General features: G+C 64.0%; 26 protein-coding genes. 14 read left to right on the top strand and 12 right to left on the bottom strand.

Features of this window, described 5'->3' with window-relative positions:
* The first annotated feature begins 103 nt into the window (after nucleotides 1-103).
* From ccoG to NK214_RS04195, 8 genes are all read left to right on the top strand, one after another.
* Complete coding sequence (gene ccoG / locus NK214_RS04230) at nucleotides 104-1555, top strand: cytochrome c oxidase accessory protein CcoG (protein ID WP_107798189.1); 1452 nt, start codon at nucleotides 104-106, stop codon at nucleotides 1553-1555.
* Nucleotides 1556-1558: 3 nt separating this feature from the next.
* Complete coding sequence (locus NK214_RS04225; protein WP_253313819.1) at nucleotides 1559-2086, top strand: FixH family protein; 528 nt, start codon at nucleotides 1559-1561, stop codon at nucleotides 2084-2086.
* A 2-nt stretch (nucleotides 2087-2088) separates the two neighbouring features.
* Nucleotides 2089-2505 (top strand): YbaY family lipoprotein, encoded by a 417-nt coding sequence (locus NK214_RS04220; RefSeq protein WP_253313818.1) that lies wholly within the window; start codon nucleotides 2089-2091, stop codon nucleotides 2503-2505.
* A gap of 446 nt (nucleotides 2506-2951) precedes the next feature.
* Nucleotides 2952-4328: a peptide MFS transporter gene (locus NK214_RS04215; protein WP_107798187.1), complete on the top strand. Its 1377-nt coding sequence runs from the start codon at nucleotides 2952-2954 to the stop codon at nucleotides 4326-4328.
* 179 nt (nucleotides 4329-4507) lie between these two features.
* Nucleotides 4508-6004, top strand: coding sequence for a glycosyltransferase family 39 protein (locus tag NK214_RS04210; protein WP_253313817.1), 1497 nt, complete (start codon nucleotides 4508-4510; stop codon nucleotides 6002-6004).
* The gene (locus tag NK214_RS04205) at nucleotides 5997-7010 is read left to right on the top strand and encodes a glycosyltransferase family 2 protein (RefSeq protein ID WP_107798185.1); all 1014 of its coding nucleotides are present in this window, start codon (nucleotides 5997-5999) and stop codon (nucleotides 7008-7010) included. The genes NK214_RS04210 and NK214_RS04205 overlap by 8 nt, the downstream gene beginning before the upstream one ends.
* Entirely contained in the window at nucleotides 7007-7414 is a 408-nt protein-coding gene (locus tag NK214_RS04200) for a GtrA family protein (protein WP_107798184.1), read from the top strand. Before NK214_RS04205 ends, NK214_RS04200 begins: the two co-directional genes overlap by 4 nt.
* A gap of 53 nt (nucleotides 7415-7467) precedes the next feature.
* On the top strand, nucleotides 7468-8292 hold the full coding sequence (locus NK214_RS04195) for a ChbG/HpnK family deacetylase (protein WP_227106991.1): 825 nt from the start codon (nucleotides 7468-7470) through the stop codon (nucleotides 8290-8292).
* 28 nt (nucleotides 8293-8320) lie between these two features.
* On the opposite strand, the gene NK214_RS04190 is transcribed toward NK214_RS04195, so the two are convergent.
* Nucleotides 8321-9007 carry a TIGR01621 family pseudouridine synthase gene (locus NK214_RS04190; RefSeq protein ID WP_253313816.1) on the bottom strand — a complete coding sequence of 229 codons (687 nt, stop codon included), beginning with the start codon at nucleotides 9005-9007 and terminating at the stop codon, nucleotides 8321-8323.
* Complete coding sequence (locus NK214_RS04185; RefSeq protein WP_199225795.1) at nucleotides 9000-9506, bottom strand: acyl-CoA thioesterase; 507 nt, start codon at nucleotides 9504-9506, stop codon at nucleotides 9000-9002. Before NK214_RS04185 ends, NK214_RS04190 begins: the two co-directional genes overlap by 8 nt.
* A gap of 200 nt (nucleotides 9507-9706) precedes the next feature.
* Between NK214_RS04185 and NK214_RS04180 the strand changes: the two genes are divergently transcribed.
* The gene (locus tag NK214_RS04180; protein ID WP_253313815.1) at nucleotides 9707-10372 is read left to right on the top strand and encodes a putative metalloprotease CJM1_0395 family protein; all 666 of its coding nucleotides are present in this window, start codon (nucleotides 9707-9709) and stop codon (nucleotides 10370-10372) included.
* Between the two features lie 73 nt (nucleotides 10373-10445).
* On the opposite strand, the gene NK214_RS04175 is transcribed toward NK214_RS04180, so the two are convergent.
* Nucleotides 10446-12686, bottom strand: a complete 2241-nt coding sequence (locus NK214_RS04175; protein ID WP_227106987.1) for a heavy metal translocating P-type ATPase — start codon at nucleotides 12684-12686, stop codon at nucleotides 10446-10448.
* Between the two features lie 273 nt (nucleotides 12687-12959).
* Here NK214_RS04175 and NK214_RS04170 point away from each other — a divergent pair, with 273 nt between their 5' ends.
* Entirely contained in the window at nucleotides 12960-13430 is a 471-nt protein-coding gene (locus tag NK214_RS04170) for a Cd(II)/Pb(II)-responsive transcriptional regulator (RefSeq protein WP_107798179.1), read from the top strand.
* Nucleotides 13427-14086, top strand: coding sequence for an OmpA family protein (locus NK214_RS04165; protein ID WP_107798178.1), 660 nt, complete (start codon nucleotides 13427-13429; stop codon nucleotides 14084-14086). The genes NK214_RS04170 and NK214_RS04165 overlap by 4 nt, the downstream gene beginning before the upstream one ends.
* Before the next feature lie 179 nt (nucleotides 14087-14265).
* Here the strand turns inward: NK214_RS04165 and NK214_RS04160 are convergent, their stop codons facing one another.
* Together NK214_RS04160 and NK214_RS04155 are read right to left on the bottom strand one after the other, a co-directional pair.
* Nucleotides 14266-14949: an LrgB family protein gene (locus NK214_RS04160; protein ID WP_253313814.1), complete on the bottom strand. Its 684-nt coding sequence runs from the start codon at nucleotides 14947-14949 to the stop codon at nucleotides 14266-14268.
* A complete protein-coding gene (locus NK214_RS04155; RefSeq protein ID WP_253313813.1) occupies nucleotides 14939-15370 on the bottom strand; it encodes a CidA/LrgA family protein in 432 nt (143 codons plus the stop codon). Before NK214_RS04155 ends, NK214_RS04160 begins: the two co-directional genes overlap by 11 nt.
* Before the next feature lie 121 nt (nucleotides 15371-15491).
* Here NK214_RS04155 and NK214_RS04150 point away from each other — a divergent pair, with 121 nt between their 5' ends.
* Both NK214_RS04150 and NK214_RS04145 read left to right on the top strand, forming a co-directional pair.
* Nucleotides 15492-16382: a LysR family transcriptional regulator gene (locus tag NK214_RS04150; RefSeq protein WP_253313812.1), complete on the top strand. Its 891-nt coding sequence runs from the start codon at nucleotides 15492-15494 to the stop codon at nucleotides 16380-16382.
* Nucleotides 16383-16409: 27 nt separating this feature from the next.
* A complete protein-coding gene (locus NK214_RS04145; RefSeq protein WP_253313811.1) occupies nucleotides 16410-16862 on the top strand; it encodes an LEA type 2 family protein in 453 nt (150 codons plus the stop codon).
* Nucleotides 16863-16949: 87 nt separating this feature from the next.
* Here NK214_RS04145 and NK214_RS04140 read toward each other — a convergent pair whose 3' ends face one another.
* Both NK214_RS04140 and NK214_RS04135 read right to left on the bottom strand, forming a co-directional pair.
* Nucleotides 16950-17384 carry a hypothetical protein gene (locus tag NK214_RS04140; RefSeq protein ID WP_227106984.1) on the bottom strand — a complete coding sequence of 145 codons (435 nt, stop codon included), beginning with the start codon at nucleotides 17382-17384 and terminating at the stop codon, nucleotides 16950-16952.
* A 131-nt stretch (nucleotides 17385-17515) separates the two neighbouring features.
* Nucleotides 17516-19402 carry a methyl-accepting chemotaxis protein gene (locus NK214_RS04135; protein WP_107798173.1) on the bottom strand — a complete coding sequence of 629 codons (1887 nt, stop codon included), beginning with the start codon at nucleotides 19400-19402 and terminating at the stop codon, nucleotides 17516-17518.
* Nucleotides 19403-19693: 291 nt separating this feature from the next.
* Between NK214_RS04135 and NK214_RS04130 the strand changes: the two genes are divergently transcribed.
* The gene (locus tag NK214_RS04130; RefSeq protein WP_081544319.1) at nucleotides 19694-20338 is read left to right on the top strand and encodes a TetR/AcrR family transcriptional regulator; all 645 of its coding nucleotides are present in this window, start codon (nucleotides 19694-19696) and stop codon (nucleotides 20336-20338) included.
* Between the two features lie 69 nt (nucleotides 20339-20407).
* Here the strand turns inward: NK214_RS04130 and sucD are convergent, their stop codons facing one another.
* From sucD to odhB, 5 genes are all read right to left on the bottom strand, one after another.
* A complete protein-coding gene (gene sucD / locus NK214_RS04125) occupies nucleotides 20408-21292 on the bottom strand; it encodes a succinate--CoA ligase subunit alpha (RefSeq protein WP_043592732.1) in 885 nt (294 codons plus the stop codon).
* Between the two features lie 27 nt (nucleotides 21293-21319).
* Entirely contained in the window at nucleotides 21320-22492 is a 1173-nt protein-coding gene (gene sucC, locus NK214_RS04120; RefSeq protein ID WP_048411387.1) for an ADP-forming succinate--CoA ligase subunit beta, read from the bottom strand.
* Nucleotides 22493-22692: 200 nt separating this feature from the next.
* On the bottom strand, nucleotides 22693-24126 hold the full coding sequence (gene lpdA, locus NK214_RS04115; protein ID WP_253313810.1) for a dihydrolipoyl dehydrogenase: 1434 nt from the start codon (nucleotides 24124-24126) through the stop codon (nucleotides 22693-22695).
* A gap of 49 nt (nucleotides 24127-24175) precedes the next feature.
* A complete protein-coding gene (locus NK214_RS04110; protein ID WP_048411385.1) occupies nucleotides 24176-24358 on the bottom strand; it encodes a hypothetical protein in 183 nt (60 codons plus the stop codon).
* A 54-nt stretch (nucleotides 24359-24412) separates the two neighbouring features.
* Nucleotides 24413-25654, bottom strand: coding sequence for a 2-oxoglutarate dehydrogenase complex dihydrolipoyllysine-residue succinyltransferase (gene odhB / locus NK214_RS04105; protein WP_081544315.1), 1242 nt, complete (start codon nucleotides 25652-25654; stop codon nucleotides 24413-24415).
* Nucleotides 25655-25704: the final 50 nt, after the last annotated feature.

Raw genomic sequence — 25704 nt, 5'->3', positions numbered from 1 at the left:
GTTATATGATTTCATATAACATCTCCGCTCCGACGCAGCCGCGCATTTCGCCAAGTCCATGCCGCGCATGGCTTTGGCCAAATCCGCAGAGAAGGAAACGCCCATGTCCGATTCGCTCAAGGAAATTCCGATCAAGGTCGAACCGCCGCGCCAGGCCGGCCAGCAGCCCGACGCCACCGAGACCGTTTCTCTGTACGAGTCGCATACCAAGATTTATCCGCGCGCCGTCAAAGGCCTGTTCAACAATCTGCGCGTGCTCTTCGTCATAGGCACCCAGCTGGTCTTCCTCGGCCTGCCCTGGCTGAGCTGGAACGGACGCCAGGCGCTGCATTTCGACCTGATCGAACGCAAATTCCACCTGTTCGGCCTCACCATCTGGCCGCAGGACTTCGTCTATCTGGCCGCGCTGCTGATGTGCTGCGCCTTCGCCCTGTTCACCTGGACCACCATCGCCGGCCGGCTGTGGTGCGGTTATTCCTGTCCGCAGACGGTCTACACCGAAATCATGCTGTGGATAGAGCAATGGGTGGAAGGCGACCGCAACAAGCGCATCAAGCTGGACAAGTCGCCGATGAGCTTGCGCAAATTCCGCCTCAAATTCACCAAGCACGCCTTGATGATCCTGTTCTCGCTGTGGACCGGCTTCACCCTGGTGGGCTACTTCACGCCGATCCGCGATCTGGTGGCCGCCGCGCCGCGCTTCGACTACGGGCCCTGGGAAGCGTTCTGGATGTTCTTCTACGCCGGCTTCACCTATCTGCTGGCCAACTTCATGCGCGAGCAGGTCTGCAAATACATGTGCCCGTACGCGCGCTTCCAGAGCGTGATGTTCGACGCCGACACTCTGATCATTTCCTATGACGAAAAGCGCGGCGAACCGCGCGGCGCGCGCAAGAAAGGCAGCGACCCGAAGGAACAGGGTCTGGGCGCCTGCATCAACTGCAGCATCTGCGTTCAAGTCTGCCCGGTGGGCATAGACATCCGCAACGGCCTGCAATACGAGTGCATAGGCTGCGCGGCCTGCATCGACGCCTGCGACGAGGTGATGGATAAAATGGCCTATCCGCGCGGCCTGATCCGTTACACCACGGAAAACGCGCTGGAAGGCAAATACCCGGAAAAGGCCATCGCCTCCCGGCTCAAGCGCCCGCGCGTGATACTGTATACGCTGGTGCTCAGCGTCGTCATCGCCACCTCCATCGGCTCCATGCTGATGCGCAAGCCCTTCAAGGTGGACGTGCTGCGCGACCGCGCCTCGCTGGTGCGCGAAACCGATGCCGGCTGGCTGGAAAACACCTATATCATTAAAATTATCAATACTACGGAACAGAATCAGCATTTCAGGATCACAGCATCGGGCTTGCCCGGCCTGAAAGTGCAGGCCGACCGCAAGGACATCGCCGTCGCGGCCACCGGCAACACCGACGTCACCGTCCACGTCCAGGCCGATCCGCAGTACGCGACCAAGGGCAGCCACGAGATCCGCTTCCTGATCGAGTCCATCAACAACCCTTCCCTGCAAGTGGAAGAGAAGTCCAGCTTCATCGGAGAGTAATACATGCAGCACACCCACCCTGCTCCGCGCCCCTGGTACCGCGAGCCCTGGCCCTGGATTCTGTTCGGCCTGCCGCTGATTTCCGTCATCGTCGGCGTGATGTTCCTCGCCACCGCGATCCGCACCGACGACGGCCTGGTCACCGACGACTATTACAAAAAGGGCAAGGCCATCAATATGGAGCTGCGCCGCGACAAGCAAGCCTTCAATATGGGCCTGAGCGCGCAGCTGATGGTGGGCTCGGATCAGCGCACGCTGCGGCTGATCACCACCAGCAAGGTGGCGCTGCCCGCCACCATCACCATGCGCATGGTGCACCCGGCTCAGGACGACTTCGACCAACAAGTGGATATGCGCCAAGTCGGCTCCAATCTCTACCAGGCCACGCTGCCGACGGTTCCGGTCAAGGCCAACCACTGGTACATCCTGCTGGAAGACCAGGCCAAGCAATGGCGGCTGCAGGGCGAGTGGAAGCCGGCTGAAGGCCAGACCGTCTCGCTGGGCCACCCCAACCTGGAGCCGGCGGACTGATGATGACGCGATGGTTCCGCGCCCTGTGCGCGCTGACTCTGGGCCTGGCCATGAGCGCCGCCCACGCCGGCGGCTTCGTGCCCGCCTACCTGACCGGCAATATCGCGCCGCAGCAGAGCGCGACGCTGTCCCAGGCCAAGGACGTGCTGGTCAAGGTTCGCCTGCTGGATCAAAGCCGTCAGGACGCGCCGCCGCAGCTGCTGGCCGAGCAAATCCTGGAAAAGCCGCGCAGCATCCCGGCGGACTTCTCCCTGTGCTACGACAAGCAGGCGATCAAACCCGACGGCCGCTACGTGGTGGAAGGCCAGATCTTCGTTGACGGCGAACTGCGCTACAACAGCAGCCGCCAGACCGAGGTGCTGCGCGCCGGCGCCGACGAACACCCGCAGCTGAGGCTGGACACCGTCGGCGGCAATTAAACGCCGAAGCGCTCCGCCTCCCGGCCCTGCTTCCCACAGGGCTTTTTCTTTGTCCGCCGCCCCCGGCGCCCGATCAAGTGTTGCTGTTTTGCCTCAGCGCCGGCGAGCCCGGCCCTCAGCCTCCCCTCCAAGGCCGGCAGCGCCGCAAACACGCTTAAGCCCTTCTCCCGCCGGGATTTTCGACAATAGCCCGAATGTGAAGCCTCACAGCACCCATGTCATTTTGCTTACAAATAAATATGACAAATAAAGACAGTTAGTGACGCATTTACTCTATAAACACTGATTGTATGGCAACAAATATTAAAAAATTTTCACATCCAAACATTTCCTAGTTATTATCAAAAATTGCCTACAAAATCCAAGGCAAGTAAAAACTACAACAACACCTCACTCGATCTTGCTCGTTCAAGTGGTGTCACTCAAGTCACACAAGGAAATAATCTATGTCGACCACTTCGCATCCCAAAGGGCTCTATCTGCTTTTTGTGACCGAAATGTGGGAGCGCTTCAGCTATTACGGCATGCGCGCCATTTTCGTGCTGTTCATGATCAAGGCTCTGATGTTCGACAAGGCTCACGCCGCCGACATCTACGGCACTTATACCGGCCTGGTCTACCTGACTCCGCTGATCGGCGGTTATATCGCCGACCGCTACTGGGGCAACCGCCGTTCCATCCTGGTGGGCGGCGTGCTGATGGCCATTGGCCAGTTCATGCTGTTCTTCTCCGGATCGCTGCACGACAGCAATGTGCAAAGCGCCTCCTGGCTGCTGTACGGCGGCCTGGGCATGCTGATTGCCGGCAACGGCCTGTTCAAGCCGAACATTTCCTCGATGGTGGGCCAGCTCTATCCTGAGGGCGACAAGCGCGTCGACTCCGCCTTCACCATCTTCTACATGGGCATCAACGCCGGCTCGCTGATCGCGCCGCTGGTCTGCGGCACCCTGGGCGACACCGGCCACCCGGCCGACTTCAAATGGGGCTTCATGGCCGCCGGCTTCGGCATGCTGCTGAGCCTGGTCGTGTTCTCGCTGTTCAAGAACAAATACCTGGTGACCCCGGAAGGCAAGCCCATCGGCATGGCGCCCAAGCGCCACCACGACAGCGGCGAAAAAGTGGTTCACGCCCCGCTGACCCGCATAGAAAAAGAGCGCCTGGCGGTGATCCTGATCGTGTCCGCCTTCGTGATCTTCTTCTGGTCCGCCTTTGAGCAAGCCGGCGCCTCGCTGACCTTCTTCGCCGAAGAGCAGACCAACCGCAACCTGCTCGGCTTCACCGTGCCGGCCTCCTACTTCCAGTCCATCAACCCGATTTCGGTGGTGATCTTCGCGCCCATCTTCGCCCTCATCTGGACCAAGCTGGGCCACAACAACCGCGAGCCGAACTCCCCGGTGAAAATGGCGCTGGGCCTGTTCTTCCTGGCGCTGGGCTATCTGGTGATCGCCTTCGGCGTGGAAGGCCTGGAACCGGGCGTCAAGGTCAGCATGCTGTGGCTGGTCAGCCTGTACGTGCTGCACACCTTCGGCGAACTGTGCCTGTCCCCGATCGGCCTGTCCCTGGTAGTGAAACTGTCCCCGGCCCGCTTCACCGGTCTGATGATGGGCATCTGGTTCCTGTCCAACGCCGCCGCCAACAAGTTCGCCGGCACCCTGTCTGAACTGTACCCGGACCCGAGCAAGCCGGTGCCGCACTTCCTCGGCTACGCCATCAGCAATCTGCACGACTTCTTCATGCTGTTCGTGGCCATGGCCGGCGTCAGCTCGCTGGTGCTGTTCGCGCTGTCCTACAAACTGAAAAAAATGATGCACGGCCTGCAATAAGGCCAAGCGTCGCCGGCCGGGCTCCCAGCCCGGCCCCGCAAGCAGCCGGCGGACGCCGGCTTTTTTTGCGCCGTCCCCGGCCAACACAGACCGGAGAAAAGGCTTTATCATACGGGGCTTCCAGATTCCGGCCCTTATTCGCCGCCGCGCCCGCGCGCGCCGACGGCCCTCCACCCCGAATGAAAAGATCAAGTCTCTCCTGGCAGCAAGGCGCCGTCGCCGTCCTGCTGCTGCTATTGCTGCTCCGCCTCGCCGGCATGTGGGCGATTCCGCTCACCGACACCACCGAGGCGCGCTACGGCGAAATCGCCCGCAAGATGCTGGAAACCGGCAACTGGGTGACCCTGTGGCACGATTACGGCATTCCGTTCTGGGCCAAACCGCCGCTGTCCAGCTGGCTGTCCGCCGCCGGCATGGGCCTGTTCGGCGTCAATGAAATCGCCGCGCGCCTGCCCTCGCTGCTACTGGCCGTCGCCACCCTGGGCCTCAGCGCCCACCTGATGCGCTGCCGCAGCGGCGGAGACGCCGCCATGGCCGCCGCGCTGATCCTGGCCAGCGGCCTGCTCTTCCTCGGCGCCGCCGGCACGGTGATGACCGATCCGGCGCTGCTCTTCTGCGTGACCCTGAGCCAGGTCGCCTTCTGGCACGCTCTGGCGCGCGACAGCCGCCGCTGGGGCTATGTCTTCTTTGTCGGCCTGGGACTCGGCCTGCTGGCCAAGGGCCCGCTGGCCGTGGTGCTGGTGGGCATGCCCATCTTCTTCTGGGTCTTGCTGCGCAATCAATGGCTGGCGCTGTGGCGCAAGCTGCCGTGGATCGGCGGCGTCTTGCTGATGTTCGCCGTCGCCGCGCCCTGGTACGCGCTGGCGGAACAACGCACCCCGGGCTTCCTCGATTACTTCATCATGGGCGAACACGTCAGCCGCTTCCTGGATTCCGGCTGGAAAGGCGACAAATACGGCTTCGCCCACGCCACACCGCGCGGCATGATCTGGCTGTACGCGCTGGGCGCCATCTTTCCCTGGTCCGTCGCCATGCTGGCCTGGCTGGTCCGCCACGGCGCCAAGCTGCCGCGGCTCTGCCGCGACGACGATGGCTGGCTGCTTTATCTCTCGCTGTGGACGCTGATGACGCTGCTGTTCTTCACGATGTCCGGCAACATCATCTTCCCCTACTCCCTGCCCATGCTGCCGGGCTGCGCGCTGCTGTTCGCCGAGCTCTGGCGTCGCGCGCGCGCCGACGACGCGAAGCGCAGCGCGCTGCCCTGGATCGCCGCGATCGGCGGCGTGGTGCTGTTGGCGCTGCTGGCCTTCAACCACTACGACGGCAACCGCTACCTGCGCACCCAGAAACAGGTGATCGCCGCTTGGCGCGCGCAAAACCCGAGCGCGGACAGCGCCTTGGTCTATTGGGCCGGCCGCCGCGAATTCTCCGCCGAGTTCTACTCCCACGGCCGCGCGCGCACCACGCAGGACCCGCAGCAACTGCGCGCCTGGCTGGCGGGCAAACCCGGCAGCTTCATCGTGGCCGACGAAAACGAGCTGGCGCGGCTGCCGGCCGACATCCGCGCCCGCTTCGCGCCGCTGGGCCGCTTCCAGGTCATGAACGACACCATGCTGCTGCTCGGCGACGCCCCGGGCGCGCGGCAAGCCCACCACGAGGACGCTCAGCATGACTGAGGCTTTTGTGCCGCCCTATCTATTGGCCCAACGCGCCAAGGAGCGCCCGGCCGATCCGCTGGTCAGCTGCGTGGTGCCGGCCTACAACGAATCCGCCAACATCGTGCCGATGCTGCAAACCCTGCATCAGTTGCTCGCCGACGCCGGCTACCGCCACGAACTGGTGGTGGTGGACGACGGCAGCCGCGACGACACCGTGGAACAGGTGCTGACCCATGCCGCCGGCCTGCCGGTGACGCTGATCCAGCTGTCCCGCAACTTCGGCAAGGAGATCGCGCTCACCGCCGGCGTCGACCACGTTCAGGGCGACGTGGCCGTGCTGATAGACAGCGATTTCCAGCATCCGCCGGAAATGGTGCCGGTGTTCCTGCAGGAATGGCGCCAAGGCTACGACATGGTCTACAGCGTGCGCAGCAGCCGCGAGGACGAGCCGCTGGCCAAGCGCCTGTTCACCCGAGCCTTCTACCAACTGGCCAATAGCGGCAGCCGCCACAAGATGCCGGCCGACACCCAGGACTTCCGCGTGCTGGACCGCTGCGTGGTGGAAGCGCTGCGCCAGATGCCGGAGCGCAACCGCTTCATGAAGGGCTTGTACCACTGGGTGGGCTTCACCCAGCGCCCGATGCCGACCCAGACCCGCGAGCGCCGCGCCGGCCAGAGCAGCTTCAACTACCGCCGGCTGCTGGACCTGGGCATCACCGGCCTCACCGCCTTCTCCAATATGCCGCTGCGCATCTGGACCGTGGTCGGCTGCCTGATTTCGCTGTGCTCCATCGGCTACGCCGCCTGGGAGCTGACCCACACCCTGCTGTTCGGCAACCCGGTCAGCGGCTGGCCCACGCTGGCGGTGGCGATCAGCTTCCTCGGCGGCGTGCAGCTGCTGTCCATCGGCATACTGGGCGAATACGTGGGCCGTATTTTCGACGAGGTCAAACAGCGCCCCACCTATCTGGTCAGCCGCATCAGCGGCCGCGGGCGGCCGGACGCCGGAGACGCAGGAGAATGAGCCGGGAGCTGTTCTGGTTCGGCGTGGTCGGCGTGTCCGCCATGCTGGTGCATTTCGGCGTGGTGGCCTGGCTGCTGGTGCCGCTGGGCATGGCGCCGCTGCAAGCCAATGTGCTGGGTTTTCTGATCGCTTTCCAGGTCAGCTACTGGGGCCACCGGCTGCAGACCTTCCAAGCCGCCCACATCCCCCACCGCCAGGCCTTGCCGCGCTTCTTCGGCGTCGCCTGCCTGAGCTTTCTCGTCAACGAGGCGATGTACGCGCTCTTGCTGCGCTTCACCCCGCTGAATTATCGCGCGGCCCTGTTGCTGGTGCTCGTCGTCGTCGCGGCGCTGACCTTCGCGCTCAGCAAGCTATGGGCCTTCCGTGAGCCGCCGTCGACACAGAAACTACACAGAAGCCCTTAATTTTCAGCACAAAGGGATATAAAACTTTACCCGCTTGTCGCGGTCACACTCCCATGACAAAACGACTGACACTCTGCGCCGACGACTTCGCCCAGTCCGACGCCATCAGCGCCGGCATTCTGGAACTGCTGGCCGCCGGCCGCCTGTCCGCCACCAGCGTGATGAGCCAGGCGCCCAGCTGGGCCAGCCGCGCTGCCGAGCTAAAAACCTTCGACGGCAAAGCCGACATCGGCCTGCATTTCAATTTGACTCACCCCTTTGGCGAGCAGGCGCGTCCCTTATCGCATTGGCTGATGAAGAGTCAATTGCGCCAGCTGTCGCGCCCGACGCTGCGTGATGCCGCCATCATGCAAATCGATCTGTTCTGCCAGCATTTCGGCCGGCTGCCGGACTTCATCGACGGCCACCAGCATGTGCATGCGCTGCCGGTGGTCCGCGACGCCTTGTTCGAAGCCGTTGCCCAGCGCTGGCAGGGCCAGACGCTGCCCTATTTGCGCTCTCCGGACCGCCTGGGCCACCCCGGCGACAACCGGCTCAAGGCGCTGGTGCTACGCAGCGTCAGCACCGGTTTCGACGACGGCGCTCGCGAACTGGGATTCAACACCACGCCCTGGTTCGGCGGCATGTACTCGCTGACGCCGCAAGCCGACTTCGCCGGCCTGATGCAGCAATGGCTGGCCCGCACGCCGGACCGCGGGCTGATCATGTGCCACCCCGGCCACCCGGCTCAAGACAAGGAAGACCCGATCGCCGCGACGCGGGACAAGGAATTCCGCTTCCTCTCCAGCCAGGCCTTCGTCGAACTCTGCGGACAATACGGCGTGGAATTGGCTCGCTTCGACCAGGCCGCGCCCGCTCCCGCGCCGATGGCGGCCTGAAAGCCGGACCCCGGCCCAGCCTAGCCGCTCACGCCGCCGGCCAGCCCAAATCCCAGGGTTGGCCCAAGTCCCGCAACGCCGCGAGGCAGGTCTCGGACAAGAAGGCCTCGCCTCGGCTCGGCGGGCAGACAAAGCTGAAACTTTCGCCCTCCAGTTCGAAGCGCAGCGCATAGGCGTGCAGATAGCCGCGATCCGCCGGCGTTCCGCCGTATAGCAGATCCCCCAGTATCGGCGCGGACTGCGACTTCAAGGCCACCCTCAGCTGATGGGTCTTGCCGCTGCGCGGCCGCAGCAGGAACAAGCGCAGACCCGGCTGCAGCGAATAGCTGAAGAACTGCGTCACCGCCGGGTTCTGCTGGCTGTTCAGCAAGCGCCAGGCGCCGCCTCGGCCCTTGGCCATATCGCCGGCCACCTTGCCCTGTTTCTTGCCCGGCTTGCGGTCCGACAAGGCCAGATAATATTTCTCTATCTCTCGCCCGGCGAAGGCTTCGCCCAGCCGCGCCGCCGTCTCGGCCGAGCGCGCCACCAGGATCAGGCCGGAAGTGATGCGGTCCAGCCGGTGCACCGGCCACAGCGCCTCGTCGCTCAAGCCGGCGCGCAAGGCCTCCATCAGGCCGGCCTCCTCGCCCTCGCGGTGGAAGCTGACGCCGGGCGCCTTGTCCACCAGATAAAAGCGGGGATCGCTATGCAATAGAGTGAACGCCGCCTCAGGCATCGGCGCCGTCCTGCTTGGAGGCCTGGCGCATGCGCTGTTCGGTTTCCATCCTCATCTTCTTGCGGATTTCCGCGTCGCGGAAACGGTGTTGCTGCTCCGTCGTTTCCAGCGTCAGCGGCGGCACCGGCACCGCCTTGCCGTTTTCGAACGCCACCATGGTGAAATAGCAGCTATTGGTGTGGCGCACCGTGCGCTTCTGAATATCCTCGGCCACCACCTTGATGCCCACCTCCATCGAGGTGCGGCCCACATGATTGACGCAGGCGAGAAAAGTCACCAGTTCGCCCACGTGGATGGCCTGCTTGAACAGCACCTGATCCACCGACAAGGTCACTACGTAACAGCCGGCGTAACGGCTGGCGCAGGCGTAAGCCACCTGGTCCAGCAGCTTCAACAGCACTCCGCCGTGGACATTGCCGGAAAAATTGGCCATGTCCGGCGTCATCAACACCGACATCACCAGTTCGCGCTGGCTCGCCTGATCCACCTGTTGCCCCATGCCATACTCCCAAAAGCGGACCTCGCCCGACGCCGGCCGGCGTGGTCCCGCAAAGATTCGAAACCGCGTATTCTGCGCCCTTAAGCTTGTTTTAAACAGTTTTTAGCGGAATTTCCGCCCCTGTCGCCGCCGCAACAGCTTTTGGACAAAAACCCCACATAGCGGCTAAACTGGAAATATCAAGCTAAGACGATGAATTCATGAGCATTTCCGGGATATCCAGCTACGGCGGCTATGGCGGCTACGCCTTGCAAGCCAGCCATGGCGCCAACTGCCAGTGCCCGGCCTGCCAGCAAAACCTGGCCAGCGCCGCGGCGCCGGCGGCGCCTGCCTCTGCGCCCGGAAACAACGCGGCCGATCCTAGCGCCGCCGATCAAAAAGAGCCAGCCCGGCCCAATGCCACGCTAGGCGCCGACGGCAAGCCCCTGGACGAGCCGCAGCAAAAACAAGTGGAAGCGCTCAAGGCGAGAGACAGCGAAGTGCGCCAGCATGAGCAAGCCCATCTGACCAGCGGCGGCGCGCTGGCCGGCGGCGGCGCCACCTACACTTATCAGCAAGGCCCGGACGGCAAGCAATACGCGATAGGCGGCGAGGTGGGCATCCGCCTGGCTCGGGGCAGCACGCCGCAGGAAACCATCTCCAACGCCCAAACCGTGCAAAGGGCCGCGCTGGCGCCGGCCGACCCCTCCGGCCAGGATCGCGCGGTGGCCGCGGCGGCCGCGCAGATGGAACAGCAGGCCCGCATCGAGCTGATGCAGCAACAGGCCGGCAAGCAAGGGATGAGTCCGCTGCAGGCGCGCCAACACGTCAACAGCCCCGAGCGGCAAGGCCCGGGGCTGGGGTCCAACATCGATACCTACGCCTGAGAACCTGTTCAAAATCCGCTGCGCTTCGGCGATACGGCGTTGAACAGGCCCTGAGAACCAGGCGCCGTTTCTATCACTCCGCCTTGCGCACGCCGCGCGCCAGCCTCAGGCCGTTGGCGATCACCACCAGACTGGTGCCCACGTCGGCGAACACCGCCATCCACAAGCTGGCCATGCCCAGCATCGCCAACACGAAGAACACCAGCTTGGTGAGCAGGGCCACCGCGATATTCACCTTCAACACCCGCGAGGTGCGCCGCGCGTGGCTGAGCATATCGGCCAGCTTGGCCAGCTTGTCGTCCATCAGCGCCACGCCGGCGGTTTCCAGCGCGCTGTCGGAGCCTGCCGCGCCCATGGCGATGCCCAGATCGGCGCGGGCCAGCGCCGGCGCGTCGTTGACGCCGTCGCCCACCATCGCCACCGTCTTGCCGGAGGCCTGCAAGCGGACAATGCGTTCCAGCTTGTCTTCCGGCAGCAAGCCGCCGTGCGCCTCGACAATGCCGGTCTGCGCCGCCACCGCCTGCGCCACCTGCTGGTTGTCGCCGCTCAACATCACGGTCGCCACGCCCAGCTTGGCCAATTGCCTCAAGGCCGCCGGCGCTTCCGGACGAATCCGGTCGGCCACCGCGATCACGCCCAGCGCGCGCTCGCCCTCCAGCAACACCAGCGCGCCCTGACCGGCCAGCTCCAACCGCGACAGCTCGGCTTGCAAGGCCTCGTTCAAAGCGCCCTGCTCCCGCGCCAGCCGGCTGCTGCCCAAGGCCAGCTTCCTGCCGTCCGCCAGGCCGCTGACGCCGCGCCCGGCCTGTTCGCTGACTTGCTCCGCCTCCGGCCAGGACAGGCCGCGGGCGCTAGCCGCCGCCAGCACCGCCTTGGCCAGCGGGTGGGTGGAATGCGCGTCCAGGGCCGCGGCCCAGCGCAGCAGCTGATCCTGATCCGCGTCGGCCAGCGCCACCACCTCGGTCACCTGCGGTTCGCCCTCGGTCAAGGTACCGGTCTTGTCGAAACACACCGCGTCTATCCTGGCCGCCGTTTCCAGCGGCGCGCCGCCCTTGATCAGCAAACCATGCTTGGCGGCGGAGGCCAGCGCGCTGACCACGGTCACCGGCGTGGCGATCACCAGCGCGCACGGGCAGGCGATCACCAGCATCACCAGCGCGTTGTAAACCGCCTCGCCCCAGCTCAGCCAGCCCAGCAAGGGCGTGGCCACGGCGAATAGCAGCGCGGCGACCAGCACGACCGGGGTGTAGATCTCGGCGAAGCGGTCGATGAAGCGCTGCGTCGGCGCCTTGCTGGCCTGGGCGTTGCGCACGGTATCGATGATGCGCGCCAGCACGCTGCCGTTGGCCGCCGCCGTGGTCAGCACTTCCACCACGCCGCTGCCGTTGATGCTGCCGGCGAACACCGCGTCGCCCGGCGATTTGTCCACCGGCAGGCTCTCGCCGGTGATCGGCGCCTCGTTGAAGGCGCTATGGCCCTGGTCGATGCGGCCGTCCAGCGGCACACGCTCGCCCGGACGCACCCGCACTCGGCTGCCCGGCGCCACTTCGGCGGCCGGACGCTCCACCCATTCCCCGCCGCTTTGCAACCAGGCGGTTTCCGGCGCCAGCGACATCAAGGCCTTCACCGCCTCGCCGGCGCGCGCCAGCGACATCGCCTCCAGGCGCTCGGCGATGGCGAACAGAAACAGCACCATCGCCGCCTCCGGCCACTGACCGATCAGCATCGCGCCTATCACCGCCACCGACATCAGGAAATGAATGTTGAGCGTGCGCGTGGACAAGGCGATCCAGCCCTTTTTCAAGGTGGGAATGCCGCCCAGCAAGATGGAGGCCAGAGCCAGCGCCGCGCTGCCCCAGCCCTGATCCGCGCCGCTGAGCCAGGCCACGCCTTCCGAACCCGCCGCAGCCAAACCGGACAAGGCCAGCAGCCAATTGCCGCGGCGCGAGGATTTGGGCTGCTCCACCGGCGCCGAGGCGTCCGTCAGCTCCACCGCCTTCATGCCCACCTTGGCGATGGCCTGTTTGACTCCGTCCAGATTGGGCAGATCGTGACGCACCAGCAGCACGCGTTCGATGAAGTTGAACTCCAGCGCGGCCACCCCCGTCATACCGCCCAGGGCTTTTTCAATCAGCTTGGCCTCGGTCGGGCAGTCCATCGCCTGGATGTGCAAGCGCGCCTGCTGCCGGCCGCCCTCGCCCAAGGACACCGCGCGCGGCGCTTCCGCGCCGTGGTCGTGGCCCGAGCAGGCCTTGCCCGCAGCGTCGTGGCTGTGATCGTGGTCATGCGCGGCGGCGGGCCGTTGGGCCGGCATCGCCGCCTCCAATTTATGGCCGCAGCAATCGTCCGCCGGGCGCGGATCGGGCTTGCCCTCTCCGCCGCGGCAAGAAGCATGGCCGGCATGCGGAGCAAGCTTGTTTCGCCTTCTTTGCGCTGGATGGAACATGGTGGCCTCCCTTGATCGGATTGATATAGCTTCATTGCAAACCCTATAGTCGCTACAAGGTCAAGCTTTTTTGCTAAAATATCCTCACCCGGCGGCACATCGTCGCCATCGCCCAACGGGGCGTCTTGCGGGAGAACTGAGATGCTGATTGGAGAACTGGCGCGCCAGACCGGCTGCGAAGTAGAAACCATCCGTTATTACGAGCGCGAAGGCCTGCTGTCCGCGCCGCTGCGCAGCGCCTCCGGCTACCGACGCTACAACGCCGAGCAATTGGGCGAACTGAATTTCATCCTGCACTGCCGCTCGCTGGGCATGTCGCTGGCCGACATCCGCCAGCTGGCCGCGTTCAAGGCCGACTCCTCGCTGGCCTGCGACGATATCAATCAATTGATAGACCGCCAGGTGAGCAAGGTCCATCAGCAAGTGGAAAGCCTGCGCCTGCTGGAACAACAGCTGCTGGCGCTGCGCGACCGCTGCCACGACCATCACACCGTGGCGGAATGCGGCATTCTGCAAACCCTGGTGGAGGCGTCCGAAGGCGAGCCCTGCGTCTGCCACACGCCCTTCGGCCAGGACCCGCACCCCCATCACCCTTCAGTGGAGAAGCAATGACCCGTTTGTTCAAGCCCGCCACCGCCGCCGCGACCCTGATCGCGCTGGCTCTGTCCGCCTGCACCACCAACCCGCAAACCGGCCAGACCGAGATCAGCAAGACCGCTCTCTACGGCCTGGGCGGCGCGGCGGCCTGCGGCCTGGTGGGCGCGCTGACTCATGGCGGCAAAGGCGCCCGCAATTCGGCGCTGGCCTGCGGCGCGATCGGCGCCGGCATCGGCGGCTATATGGATTACCAGGAAAAACAATTGCGCGAGAAGCTGAAGAACAGCCAGATCGCCGTCGAGCGCATCGGCGACCAGCTCAAGCTGTCCCTGCCCGACAACATCACCTTCCCCACCAACGGCTATCAGCTGAACGCCAGGGCGCAAAAACCGCTGGGCGACATCGCCGGCGTGCTGGTGCAGTTCCCGGACACCTCGATCACCGTGGCCGGCCACACCGACAGCAGCGGCGCCGCCGCCTACAATCAGACCTTGTCGGAAAAACGCGCCCAATCGGTGACCGAATACCTGCAAGGCCAGGGCGTCAACTCGGTGCGGGTGCGCACCATGGGTTACGGCGCGGCCCAGCCGGTGGCCAGCAACGCCAGCGACAGCGGCAAGGCGCGCAACCGCCGCGTGGAGATCATGATCACCCCGCAGCAAATGGGCTGAACGATCTTGATGCCCAACCCGGCTCCGGCCGGGTTTTTTATCGTCCATGCGCAGGGGAATAGGCAAAAAAAGGGGCCGACCCACTGGGTCGGCCCTAACAACGCTCGTTTGGGGAGATGAGGAGAAACCACCGCACGCCACCCCACGGGAATGCGGGTCACAACAAGTACACACACAAACTACAATAACAAACCTATCAGCGGCGCGGCGAACACCGTCGCCAAACCGCCCAGCATCATGGTCAGGCTGGCCACCACGCCTTCTTCGGCGCCCAGCTCGCTGGCCTTGGCGGTGCCGGCCGCGTGGGCGGCGGCGCCGAACAGAGCCCCGCGCGCCAGGCTGGAGCGCAGCGGCATCCAGGTCAGCATCACTTCGCCCAGCAACATGCCGCACACCCCGGTCATCACCACGAACACCGCGGTCAGATCCGGCGAGGCGCCGATGCCCGAGGCCGTGGCCAGGGCGAACGGGGTGCTGATCGAACGCGGCGCCAGGCTGCGCTGCAAGAGCTCGGACAAACCCAGCAGGCGCGCCAGCCAGATCGAGCTGAACACCGCCACCGGCATGCCCACCAGCACGCCGCAGCTCAGCGACAGCCAGTGACGGCGTATCATCGCCCGGTGCTCGTAGATTGGCACCGCGAAGGCCACCGTGGCCGGGCCCAGCATCCAGGTCAGCCAGCGGGTGTCTTCGAAATACACCCGGTACGGCACCTTGGCCAGGACCACCAGCGCAATCACCAACAGCGGCACCGCCAGAATCGGGGCGCTCCACCAATTGCGCTTTTTCAGATAAAACTTTTTGACCAGTCCGTACAAGACAACGGTAATCAGCAGACTGGCCAGTGCGATTTCATGCTCCATGCGTCTTCACCTGTTTCTGGCGGCCATGCCAGCGCAGGGCCACTTCCAAGCGGTAACATTTGTCCACCACCCAGGAGGTCGCCGCCATCACCAGCAAGGTGGACAGCACGATTACCGCCACGATCCGCAGCCCGGCGGCCAGGATCACGTCCGGGTACTGGATCACCGCCACCACGGCGGGGATGAAGAACAACAACATTTCGGCCAGCAACCAGCGGGCGCCGCTGCGGCACCAATCCAGCGGCAACCAGCCCAGCCAGAGCGCCGCCAGCACCAGGAACATCCCCAGCACGCCGGCAGGCACCACAGGCAGGAAATGGCTGCTCAACTGGCTGGCCGCTATCCACACCACGCTCAGCAAGGCCACCTGACCAACGGTCAGCGCCACTTGCTTGAATGCGGGAAGGTTCGGGTTTGCCATGATTGAGCCACTACACAACACAGGGAGTGTTTCGAGTATAGAGCGCCGACATGCATTCAAAAAATGAATTAAAATTATTTCACGCATTCCAATCTGGAATACATGATCCGGACAAGCACACATGGACATCCGCGCGCTGCGCTATTTCATCGAGGTGGTCAAACGCCAAAGCTTCACCAAGGCGGCCGAAGCCCTCTATGTGACCCAGCCCACCATCAGCAAGATGGTGCGCCAGCTGGAGGAGGAGCTGGGCTGCCCGCTGATCCTGCGCGAAGGCCGCAGCTTCCGCCTCACCGATGCCGGCCGGGCCACTTACGAGCGCGGCCTGGACGTGCTGTCGGCGATGAACCAGTTGAAAACCGAGCTGTCCGACTTGTCTGCGCTCAAGTGCGGCGAACTGGTGGTCGGCCTGCCGCCCATGGTAGGCGTGGCCTTCTTCGCGCCGGTGGTCAGCAGCTTCCGTCAACGCTATCCGCAGATCGAACTGAAGATGGTGGAGGACGGCGCGCTGGCCATCGAGAGCAGCGTGCGCAGCGGCGAACTGGAAATCGGCGTGGCGGTGCTGCCGGTGGACAATCAGGCTTTCGATCAATTCGCCGTGGTGCGCGACCCGCTGTGCCTGGTGGCGCCGGCCGGCTCGGAGTGGCGGGGCCAGAGCGTGGTGAGGCTGGAACAGATCGCCGGCCAGCCCTTCGTGCTCTACCCGCAGGATTTCACGCTGGCGCGCCGGGTCAGCGACGCCTTCCGCGAGCTGGGCCGCCCGCTGCACGTGGTGGGACGCAGCGCGCACTGGGACTTCATTGTGGAACTGGTCTCCGCCCATATGGGCGTCACCCTGCTGCCGCGCTCCATCGTGGAGCGGCTGGACCGCGCCGCCTACGACGTGATTCCGCTGGCCGAACCCAAGCTGGTCTGGCATCTGGCGCTGATCTGGCAAAAGAACGGATACTTGTCGCACGCCGCGCGCGCCTGGCTGGCGGTGACGCGCGATGTGCTGGGCGGTTTGGAATAAAGCCAGTCAACCCTAGGAAAACCGAATATGAAACGATATCTGAGCATCTCCCTGTTCGCCCTGCTGTTAAGCGGCTGCGCAGCGCTGAACTATCAGAAACCGCAGATCAGCATCGCCGACGTCAAACCCGGCAAGACCACGCTGTTCGAGCAAAGTTTCGAAGTCAGCCTGCGGGTCAGCAATCCCAATAATCTGGCCTTGAACGCCAAGGGCATAACGCTGGAGCTGAACGTGGCCGGAGAAAAGCTGGCCACCGGGCTCAGCAATCAAGCCATCGCGGTGCCGGCGCTGGGCGAAGGCATGGTCACCCTGCAATTGCACACCTCGCTGGCCGGCTGGCTGAAACAGATCGGCAAGGCGATGGAGGCCGGCAACGGCGGCAAGCTGGAATACCAGCTGAACGGCACGCTGGAGGACCTCAACGGCATGGGCCGGGTGCCTTTCCGCAGCAAGGGGGAATGGAAGCTGCCCGGCCAATAAGAACCGGTTACGATCCGCGGCGCGAGCCGTCGAGATCGTGAACATGCTCTACATGTCCGCAGCCCCGCCGTCCGGCGGGGCCGGAACTCACTGCCGCGGCACCGCCACGCAGTTGTTGCCGTCGAAGCTGACGGTCTCCACCAGCTGGCTCTTGGGATTGACCACGAAATTAGTGGTGCAGCTGTAATGGGTGGAACCGCCGCCTATCATGCCGGTGTTGACCCAGCGTCCCGGCGTTTCTATGGTCTTGGTCTGGCCGTTCTCGTTGTAAGTCACCTTGGCGCCCGGCTCGTACACGCGGTTCTCGCGCAGCGGCTCGCGCTGGGTGAATTCCTTGCTGTAGGTGTAGAGCATGTTGCCGTTCGGCATCTTCAGGGTTTTCTGCGGCGCGCCCCACTCCGCCAGCAATTGATTCACATCGCGCCCCTGCCAGTAATACGCCTTCTGCGCATAGCCTTCCTGGGTCGGAAAGGTGCCGCAGGCGGTCAGCAGCAGCGCCGACATCATCATCAGTCTTTTCATCCGAAATCCTTCAATCCCCGTTTCACTATCCATAGCATAACAAAACGCCGGCCCCTGAACGGAGCCGGCGTTGTATGACTGACCATGCGAAAGCGCGAGAGTTTCCTTACGCGGACAATCGCTGAGTCGGTTTAGAGCCGGAAGCGGTTGAAGGTGCTCTGCATGCCGCGGGCCAGGTCGTTCAAGGAGCCCAGGGTCTGCATCGCCGATTGCAGCGCGGAGTCGGAGTCGATGATCTGGTTGTTGATCGACTCGGTGCTCTGCGCCATCGCCGTGGTGGCGTTGTGCTGCTCGCTAGTGGACAAGGCCACGTCGCCGATCTTGTCCACCACCTGCTGCATCGCCTCGCTGATCGCGGTCAGGCGCGCGCGCGCCTGGGCGGTCAGGTCCACGCTGTTGTCCACCGCGCCGACGGTGCTGTTCATGTTCTGCACCGCCTTGCCGGTTTCGCCCAGAATGTTTTCCACCATCTGGCTGATTTCCACCGTGGCCTGGCCGGTGCGCTCGGCCAGCTTGCGCACTTCGTCGGCCACCACGGCGAAGCCGCGGCCCTGCTCGCCGGCGCGCGCGGCTTCGATCGCCGCGTTCAAGGCCAGCAGATTGGTCTGGTCGGCGATGTCGCGGATCACATTGGTGATCTTGGAGATTTCCTGCGAACGCTGTTCCAAGGACGCCAGCAGGCCGGACAGTTCGCCCACCGATTCGCTGGTGCGCGACATCTCGCTGCTGATGCGCTGCATATCGTTGGCGCTCTCGCGCGAATGCTCGCCGGTATTGCGCGCCAGGCTGTCGGTCTCGCGGGTGGCGTCGGCGATGTGGGAGATGCTCACCGTCACTTCTTCGATCGCCGCGGCGTTGGAGCTGGAGATGTCCGCCAACACGTGGGAATCGTCGGCCAGACGCTTCACCGCGCCGCTGACTTCGATCACGCCCTGAGTCAGTTGCCCGGCTTCGTCGCGCAGTTCGCGGAACATGCCGTTCAACCGCTGCACGAACTGGTTGAAGGCCTGCGCGGTCTGCGCCACCTCGTCTTCGCCGGCCACTTCGATGCGACGGGTCAGATCGCCTTCGCCCTGGGAGATTTCGCGCATCGCGTCGCGCACCTGGAACAGGCCCTTGAGCAGGCGGCCCAGATAGGCGGAGCTGAAGGTCAGCATCACCGCCAGCACGATGGCGACGGCGCCGGCGATCAGCCAGATGATGCCGTTGACCTGGGAGGAGATCACGTCTTCGTCCGCGGCCACGCCCATCACCCAGTCGGAACCCGCGATCGGACGCAAGGCCACCATATAGGCGCCGCCGTCTATGTCCACGCTCTTGGCCTGGTCGCTTTGCAACAGGCTGGCGAAGGCGGCTTCGTCCAAGGCCGGAATCACGCTGCCGATGGGCTTGAGTTCATTGCCCGGCTTGGGATAGGCGATGATCTTGCCCTGCTTGGTCAGCAGGAAGGCATGGCCCTTGCCGGCCAGCTTGATGTCCAGCACCGACTTGACCAGCTTGTCGATCAGGATGTCGCCGCCCACCACGATCTCCTGGCCCTTGACCTTGTCGGCGATGGTGATCACCAGCTTGTCCTTGGTTTCCGGCTCGGAATCCTTGTAGGGATCGGTGACGATCAGGCCGTCCTGGGCCTTGGACTGCTGGAACCACGGACGCTGGGCCGGCTGGTAGTCGGCGCTGGGCTTGGGACGCCCCGGCACCGAGTACTTCATGTCGCCGGTGACGCCGTTGCCGGCGTAGATCACATTGAAGCCGCCGCCCTTGGCCAGCTGCTGCAGATAGTAGCTGACCTGAGCGTCGTCGGCGTGGCTGAGGCTGGCGCTGATCAGATTCTTGCGGACCGACAGCCATTCGGACACGAAGCCGCCCTGTAGCTGGGCGACCTGATTGATCTCGCGCTCGGCCTCTTGGTAGGCATGGGAACGGATATTCAGGCAGGCGGTGATGGTGATGCTGAGCGTGGCGACCAGAATGGACACCGCTGTCAGCAGCGTGAGCTTGTGACGGATGGAGCGCATGATAAGCCGTTGCTGATAAAAGCGTTATTATCCGTCATACGAGATGTCATGCATTGTTAAAAATAACAATGTCTTTAAATATTTGCGCATGTTTTAAATCAAATTACCAGCTCAATCATGCATTTCAAATACTCGTAACGCCTGCGAAGCTTATCTTGCCGACGCTTGCGTCACAAAATGTCGACAATTTGCCCTAACCACGACAATTTCACCCCAATTTGAGCGATACTTGCGCCTGGGCGCGGCCACGGCAATGGGCGGCGCCCGGTTATTAGACAGAAAGGGGCCAAGATGAGTAAAAGCGGCGAACGGTCGCAAACCTTTCAGAACATCGTTGACGCCAGCTTGCAGCTGTTCAATCAGGAGGGCGAGCGCGTCATCACCACCAACCATATCGCCGAGCGGATGAATATCAGCACCGGCAAGCTCTACTATCACTTCCGCAACAAGGAAGAGATCATCAGCGAGCTCTACCAGCGCTACGTCAAGGGCATGGCCGAGCAGCTGTCCGCCGCGCTCCGGCACAGCAACTCGATAGAGGCGATGGTGGGGGCGATGGAAAAAACGCTGCGGCACATCTGGAGCTTCCGCTTCCTGCCCAAGAGCATGCCCAGCCTGTACTACCTACACCCGGAACTGGCGGAAAACCACCAGCAGCTGTCGCGCGGCCAATTGGCCGGCAAGCTGGCCCAGCTGTTCTCACGGCTGCGCGAAGAGGGCGTGCTGCTGGGCGACGACAAGCAGTTGGCGCACCTGGTCCAGCACTTTCAGATGGTGCAGACCGGCTGGGTGACCACGCTCAAGCACTCCGCCACGCCCAGCGAGCTGGAGCGCATGGTGAAAGACGGCTGTCGCAGCCTGCTCTATCTGCTGACGCCTTACGTCGATCCGCGCTACCGGCCGCCGTTCGACCGCGTCTGCGCGCGCTACGCCTGAACGGCGACGCATAAAAAAAACACCCCTGGCTGGCCAGGGGTGTTTTGTTTGCGGCTTGCTTGTAAGCGCTTAGATCATGCCCTTGCTTTTCAGCAGTTCAAACATGGTCTTGCCGATTTCCGCCGGGCTGCGGGTGTAGGCGATGCCGGCCTTCTCGAAGGCCTTGAACTTCTCTTCCGCCGTGCCCTTGCCGCCGGAGATGATGGCGCCCGCGTGGCCCATGCGCTTGCCCTTGGGAGCGGTCACGCCGGCGATGTAGCCGACCACCGGCTTGGTCACGTAGGACTTGGCGAACTCGGCCGCCTCTTCCTCGGCGGAACCGCCGATTTCGCCGATCATCACGATGGCGTCGGTGTCCGGATCATCCTGGAACAGCTTCAGCGCGTCGATGTGGCTGGTGCCCGGGATGGGGTCGCCGCCGATGCCGATGCAAGTGGACTGGCCAAGGCCCAGAGCGGTGGTTTGCGCCACGGCTTCATAGGTCAGGGTGCCGGAACGGGACACGATGCCGATGCGGCCCGGGTTGTGGATGTGCCACGGCATGATGCCGATCTTGCACTCGCCCGGGGTGATGATGCCGGGGCAGTTCGGGCCGATCAGGCGGATGCCGGCTTCGTCCACGGCCTTCTTCACGTAGAGCATGTCCAGGGTGGGCACGCCTTCGGTGATGCAGACAATCAGCTTCACGCCGCTGTCGATGGCTTCCAGGATGGAGTCCTTGGCGAAGGCTGCGGGCACGTAGATCACCGAGGCGTCGGCCTGGGTCTGACGCACGGCGTCCTTCATGGTGTTGAACACCGGCAGGCCCAGATGCTCGGAACCGCCCTTGCCCGGGGTTACGCCGCCTACGACCTTGGTGCCCACTTTCAGCGCCTGCTCGGCGTGGAAAGTGCCGTTCTTGCCGGTGAAGCCTTGCACCAGCACTTTGGTGTCTTTATTTACCAATACGCTCATTTTGTATTCCTCAGCTCAGTGCGGGTCTCAGGCAGCGGCCTTGACGGCGGCGACGATCTTCTCGGCAGCGTCGTTCAGACCCTGGGCGGAAGTCAGTTTCAGACCGGAATCGTCCAGGATCTTGGCGCCCAGTTCGGCGTTGTTGCCTTCCAGACGCACTACGACCGGCACGGTCACGTTCACTTCCTTCACCGCGGCGATGATGGCTTCGGCGATCATGTCGCAACGCACGATGCCGCCGAAGATGTTGATCAGCACGCCCTGCACCGAGGTGTCGGCCAGGATCAGCTTGAACGCTTCGATCACGCGCTCCTTGGTGGCGCCGCCGCCCACGTCCAGGAAGTTGGCCGGCTGGCCGCCCTTCAGCTTGATGATGTCCATGGTGGCCATCGCCAGGCCGGCGCCGTTCACCATGCAGCCGATATTGCCTTCCAGCGCCACATAGTTCAGATCGAACTCGGAAGCCTTCACTTCGCGTTCGTTTTCCTGGCTCTTGTCGCGTTGCGCCAGCAGTTCCGGGTGACGGTACAGGGCGTTGGAGTCCAGGTTGATCTTGCCGTCCACGCAGGCCAGCTGGCCGTTTTCGCGCAGCGCCAGCGGGTTCACTTCGAACAGGGCGAAGTCGTTTTCAACAAAGGCCTTGTAAGAACCCAGCATCAGCTTGGTGAAGGCGGCAACCTGCTCGCCCTTCAGTTCCAGCGCGAAAGCGGCGTCGCGGGCCTGGAACGGCTGCATGCCCACCAGCGGATCAACCTCGATCTTGATGATCTTTTCCGGGGTTTCCTCGGCGACCTTCTCGATTTCCACGCCGCCTTCGGTGGACACCATGAACACCACGCGCTGGCTGCCGCGGTCAACCACGGCGCCCAGATAGAGTTCGCGCTGCACCGGGTACATGTCTTCGCACACCAGCACGCTGTTCACCGGCTGGCCGGCGGCGTCGGTCTGGTAGGTCACCAGATTCTTGCCGATCAGGCCCTTGGCCACTTCGGCGGCTTCTTCGCGGCTTTTCACCACTTTCACGCCACCGGCCTTGCCGCGGCCGCCGGCATGCACCTGGGCCTTGACGACGGCGAATTTGCCGCCCAGTTTGTCATAAGCGGCAGCGGCTTCTTCCGGCGTGGCGGCCAGAATGCCCTGTTGCACCGGCAGGCCGTATTTGGCCAGCAGCTCTTTCGCTTGGTATTCGTGCAGGTTCATCTATGGTTTCCTTTCGGAGAAATGGATGGCGGGCTGAAACCGACGCCCCTATTTCTTTGAGTCGCTTGTAAACCTTGAATGTATCTGGCGCGCGGCGCTTACCCCCCAGGCTAAACGCCGCCGCCGCATACTCCGTCAACCGGCCCCCGAGGAGGCCGTTTTGCCGGGCCGTGCGCGATTGTACACGACCCGGCCAACGCTTAGCCGTGCAAAGCGCGCTTGTCGGCGGCCAGAGCGGCTTCGTGTATCACTTCCGACAAGGACGGGTGGGCATGGACAATGCGCGCCAGGTCTTCGCTGGCGGCCTTGAACTCCATCGACACCACGCCTTCGCTGACCAGCTCGGACACCATCGGGCCTATCATGTGCAGGCCTAGGATGCGGTCGGTCTTGGCGCAGGCCAGGATCTTGACCGTGCCTTGCGCCTGGCCCAGACCCAGCGCGCGGCCGTTGGCGCCGAAACCGGAGCTGCCCTTCTTATACTCAACGCCCTCGGCTTTGAGCTGTTCCTCGGTCTTGCCGACCCAGGCGATCTCCGGAGAAGTGTAGATCACCCACGGAATCACGCCGAAGTCCACGTGCGGCTTCTGGCCGGCGATGCGCTCGGCCACGGCCACGCCCTCTTCCGACGCCTTGTGCGCCAGCATCGGGCCGCGCACCACGTCGCCGATCGCCCAGACATTGGGCAGATTGGTGTGGCAATGGTCGTCCACCGCCACAAAGCCGCGCTCGTCCAGCTGCAGGCCCACCGCATCGGCGCCCAGGCCCTGGGTGTTGGGCACGCGGCCGATGGAAACGATCAGCTTGTCGAACTCGGCCTTGACCGCTTCGCCGTTCAGTTCGTAATTGACGGTGACGCTCTTCTTGCCGGCCTTCACTTCGCCGATCTTGACGCCCAGCTTGATGTCGAGGCCGGTGTCCTTGGTCAGGGTCTTGAAGGCTTCTTTGGCGATCTGCTGGTCGGCCGCGGCGAGGAAGGTCGGCATCGCTTCCAGGATGGTGACTTCCGCGCCCAGACGCTTCCAGACCGAGCCCATTTCCAGGCCGATCACGCCGGCGCCGATCACGCCCAGGCGCTTGGGCACGTCCGTCAGCGCCAACGCGCCTTCGTTGTCCAGCACCAGCTTGTTGTCGGTGGCCAGGCCCGGCAGCGCGCGCGGGCTGGAACCGGTGGCCACGATCACGTGGCCGGCTTCCAGGGTGTCCACCACCTTGCCGCCGTCGCTGACCTCGATCACCCATTTCTCGCCCTGGCGGCCCTTGAAGGCGGCCAGACCGTGAATATTGGCCACCTTGTTCTTTTTGAACAGGAAGCTGATGCCGGCGGCGTTCTTGGTGATGATGTCGGTCTTGCGCGAAATCATCTGCGCCACGTCCATCTTGGCGCCGGAGACGCTGATGCCGTGCTTGGCGAAATCGTGCTGCACCGCGTGGAAGTTTTCAGACGACTGCAGCAGCGCCTTGGACGGGATGCAACCGACGTTCAGGCAGGTGCCGCCCAGCGACGCCTTGCCTTCCGGGTTCTTGAATGCGTCCACGCAGGCGGTGTTGAAGCCCAGCTGGGCGGCGCGGATGGCGGCCACATAGCCGCCGGGGCCGCCGCCGATCACCACTACATCAAACGATTGGCTCATCTTGTTTTCCTTTGTCGGTGGCGGGCGCGCGGCCCGCCGGCTGCCGGGTCTACTTGCCGACCTTCAGCAGCAGAATGCCGAATGCGATCATGAACAGACAGAGAATGCTTTTGCCGATCAGGCTGTACAGGTCTTCGCGCACGCCGTTTCGGCGTTTTTTCCAGGTCAGCCAGCCTATGGCCACGCCGGCCAGGATGGCGGCGATTCCGTAAAACCAGTCGGGCAACTGCATTCAAGCTCCATTCATCGCAAGACAGGCCGGGAGCGCGCTCCCGGCCGCGGGTGATTACAAGTCGAGGATCAGGCGGGCCGGATCTTCAATCGCGTCCTTGATCGCCACCAGGCTCAGCACGGCTTCGCGGCCGTCGATGATGCGGTGGTCGTAGGACTGGGCAAGATACATCATCGGGCGCACCACCACTTGACCGTTCTCAACCACGGCGCGCTCCTTGGTGGCGTGCATGCCCAGGATGGCGGACTGCGGCGGGTTGATGATGGGGGTGGACATCATCGAGCCGAAGGTGCCGCCGTTGGAGATGGTGTAGGTGCCGCCGGTCAGTTCTTCCACGGTCAGCTTGCCTTCCTGGGCGCGCTTGCCGAATTCGGAGATCTGCTTCTCGATGTCGGCCAGGCTCAGCTGGTCGGCGTTGCGGATCACCGGCACCACCAGGCCGCGCGGGCTGCCCACGGCCACGCCGATATCGAAGTAGCCGTGATAGATGATGTTGTTGCCATCCACCGAGGCGTTGACGATGGGGTATTTCTTCAGCGCGGCGACCACGGCCTTGACGAAGAAGCCCATGAAACCCAGCTTGATGCCGTGTTCCTTCTCGAAGCGGTCCTTGTACTTGGCGCGCAGGTCCATCACCGGCTTCATGTTCACTTCATTGAAGGTGGTGAGGATGGCGTTGGTCTGCTGCGACAGGATCAGACGCTCGGCCACGCGCTGACGCAGGCGGGACATCGGCACGCTCTGTTCCGGACGGTCGGACAGGATGGCGGCGACATTGACCGCGGCCGGGGTGGCGGACAGCGCGGCGCCGGCGGCGGCCGGAGCCAGCACCGGGCCGGCCTGGGCCGGAGCGGCTTGCTTGGCGGCCTGCACGTCTTCCTTCAACACGCGGCCGTCGCGGCCGGAACCGGCCACCTTGGACAGGTCCACGCCGGTTTCGGCGGCCAGCTTGGCGGCGGACGGCATGGCGGCTCCGCCTGCCGGTGCGGCGGCGGGCGCCGGGGCGGCTGCCGGAGCCGGCGCGGCGGCTGCGGCCGGAGCCACGTCGCCGGCCTTGGCGGCGGTGTCGATCTTGGCGATCAGCTGGCCGGACACCACGGTGGCGCCGTCTTCCACGATGATTTCAACGATCACGCCTGCCTGGGGCGCCGGCAGTTCCAGCACCACCTTGTCGGTTTCCAGGTCGATCAGGTTCTCGTCGCGGCTGACGGCTTGGCCAACCTTCTTGTGCCAGCTCATCAGCGTGGCTTCGGATACGGACTCGGGCAGTTGCGGGACGGTGACTTCAATCAGCATGTTCTTCTCCATGTAGAGGCAGCCCTCCGGCTGCCTCGAACTCATTCAGT

This window comes from Chromobacterium sp. S0633, assembly GCF_024158805.1.
In the GTDB taxonomy this organism is placed as follows: domain Bacteria; phylum Pseudomonadota; class Gammaproteobacteria; order Burkholderiales; family Chromobacteriaceae; genus Chromobacterium.
Note: the sequence above shows the minus strand (reverse complement) of the source record. Positions and strands in the feature narration are given on the sequence as shown.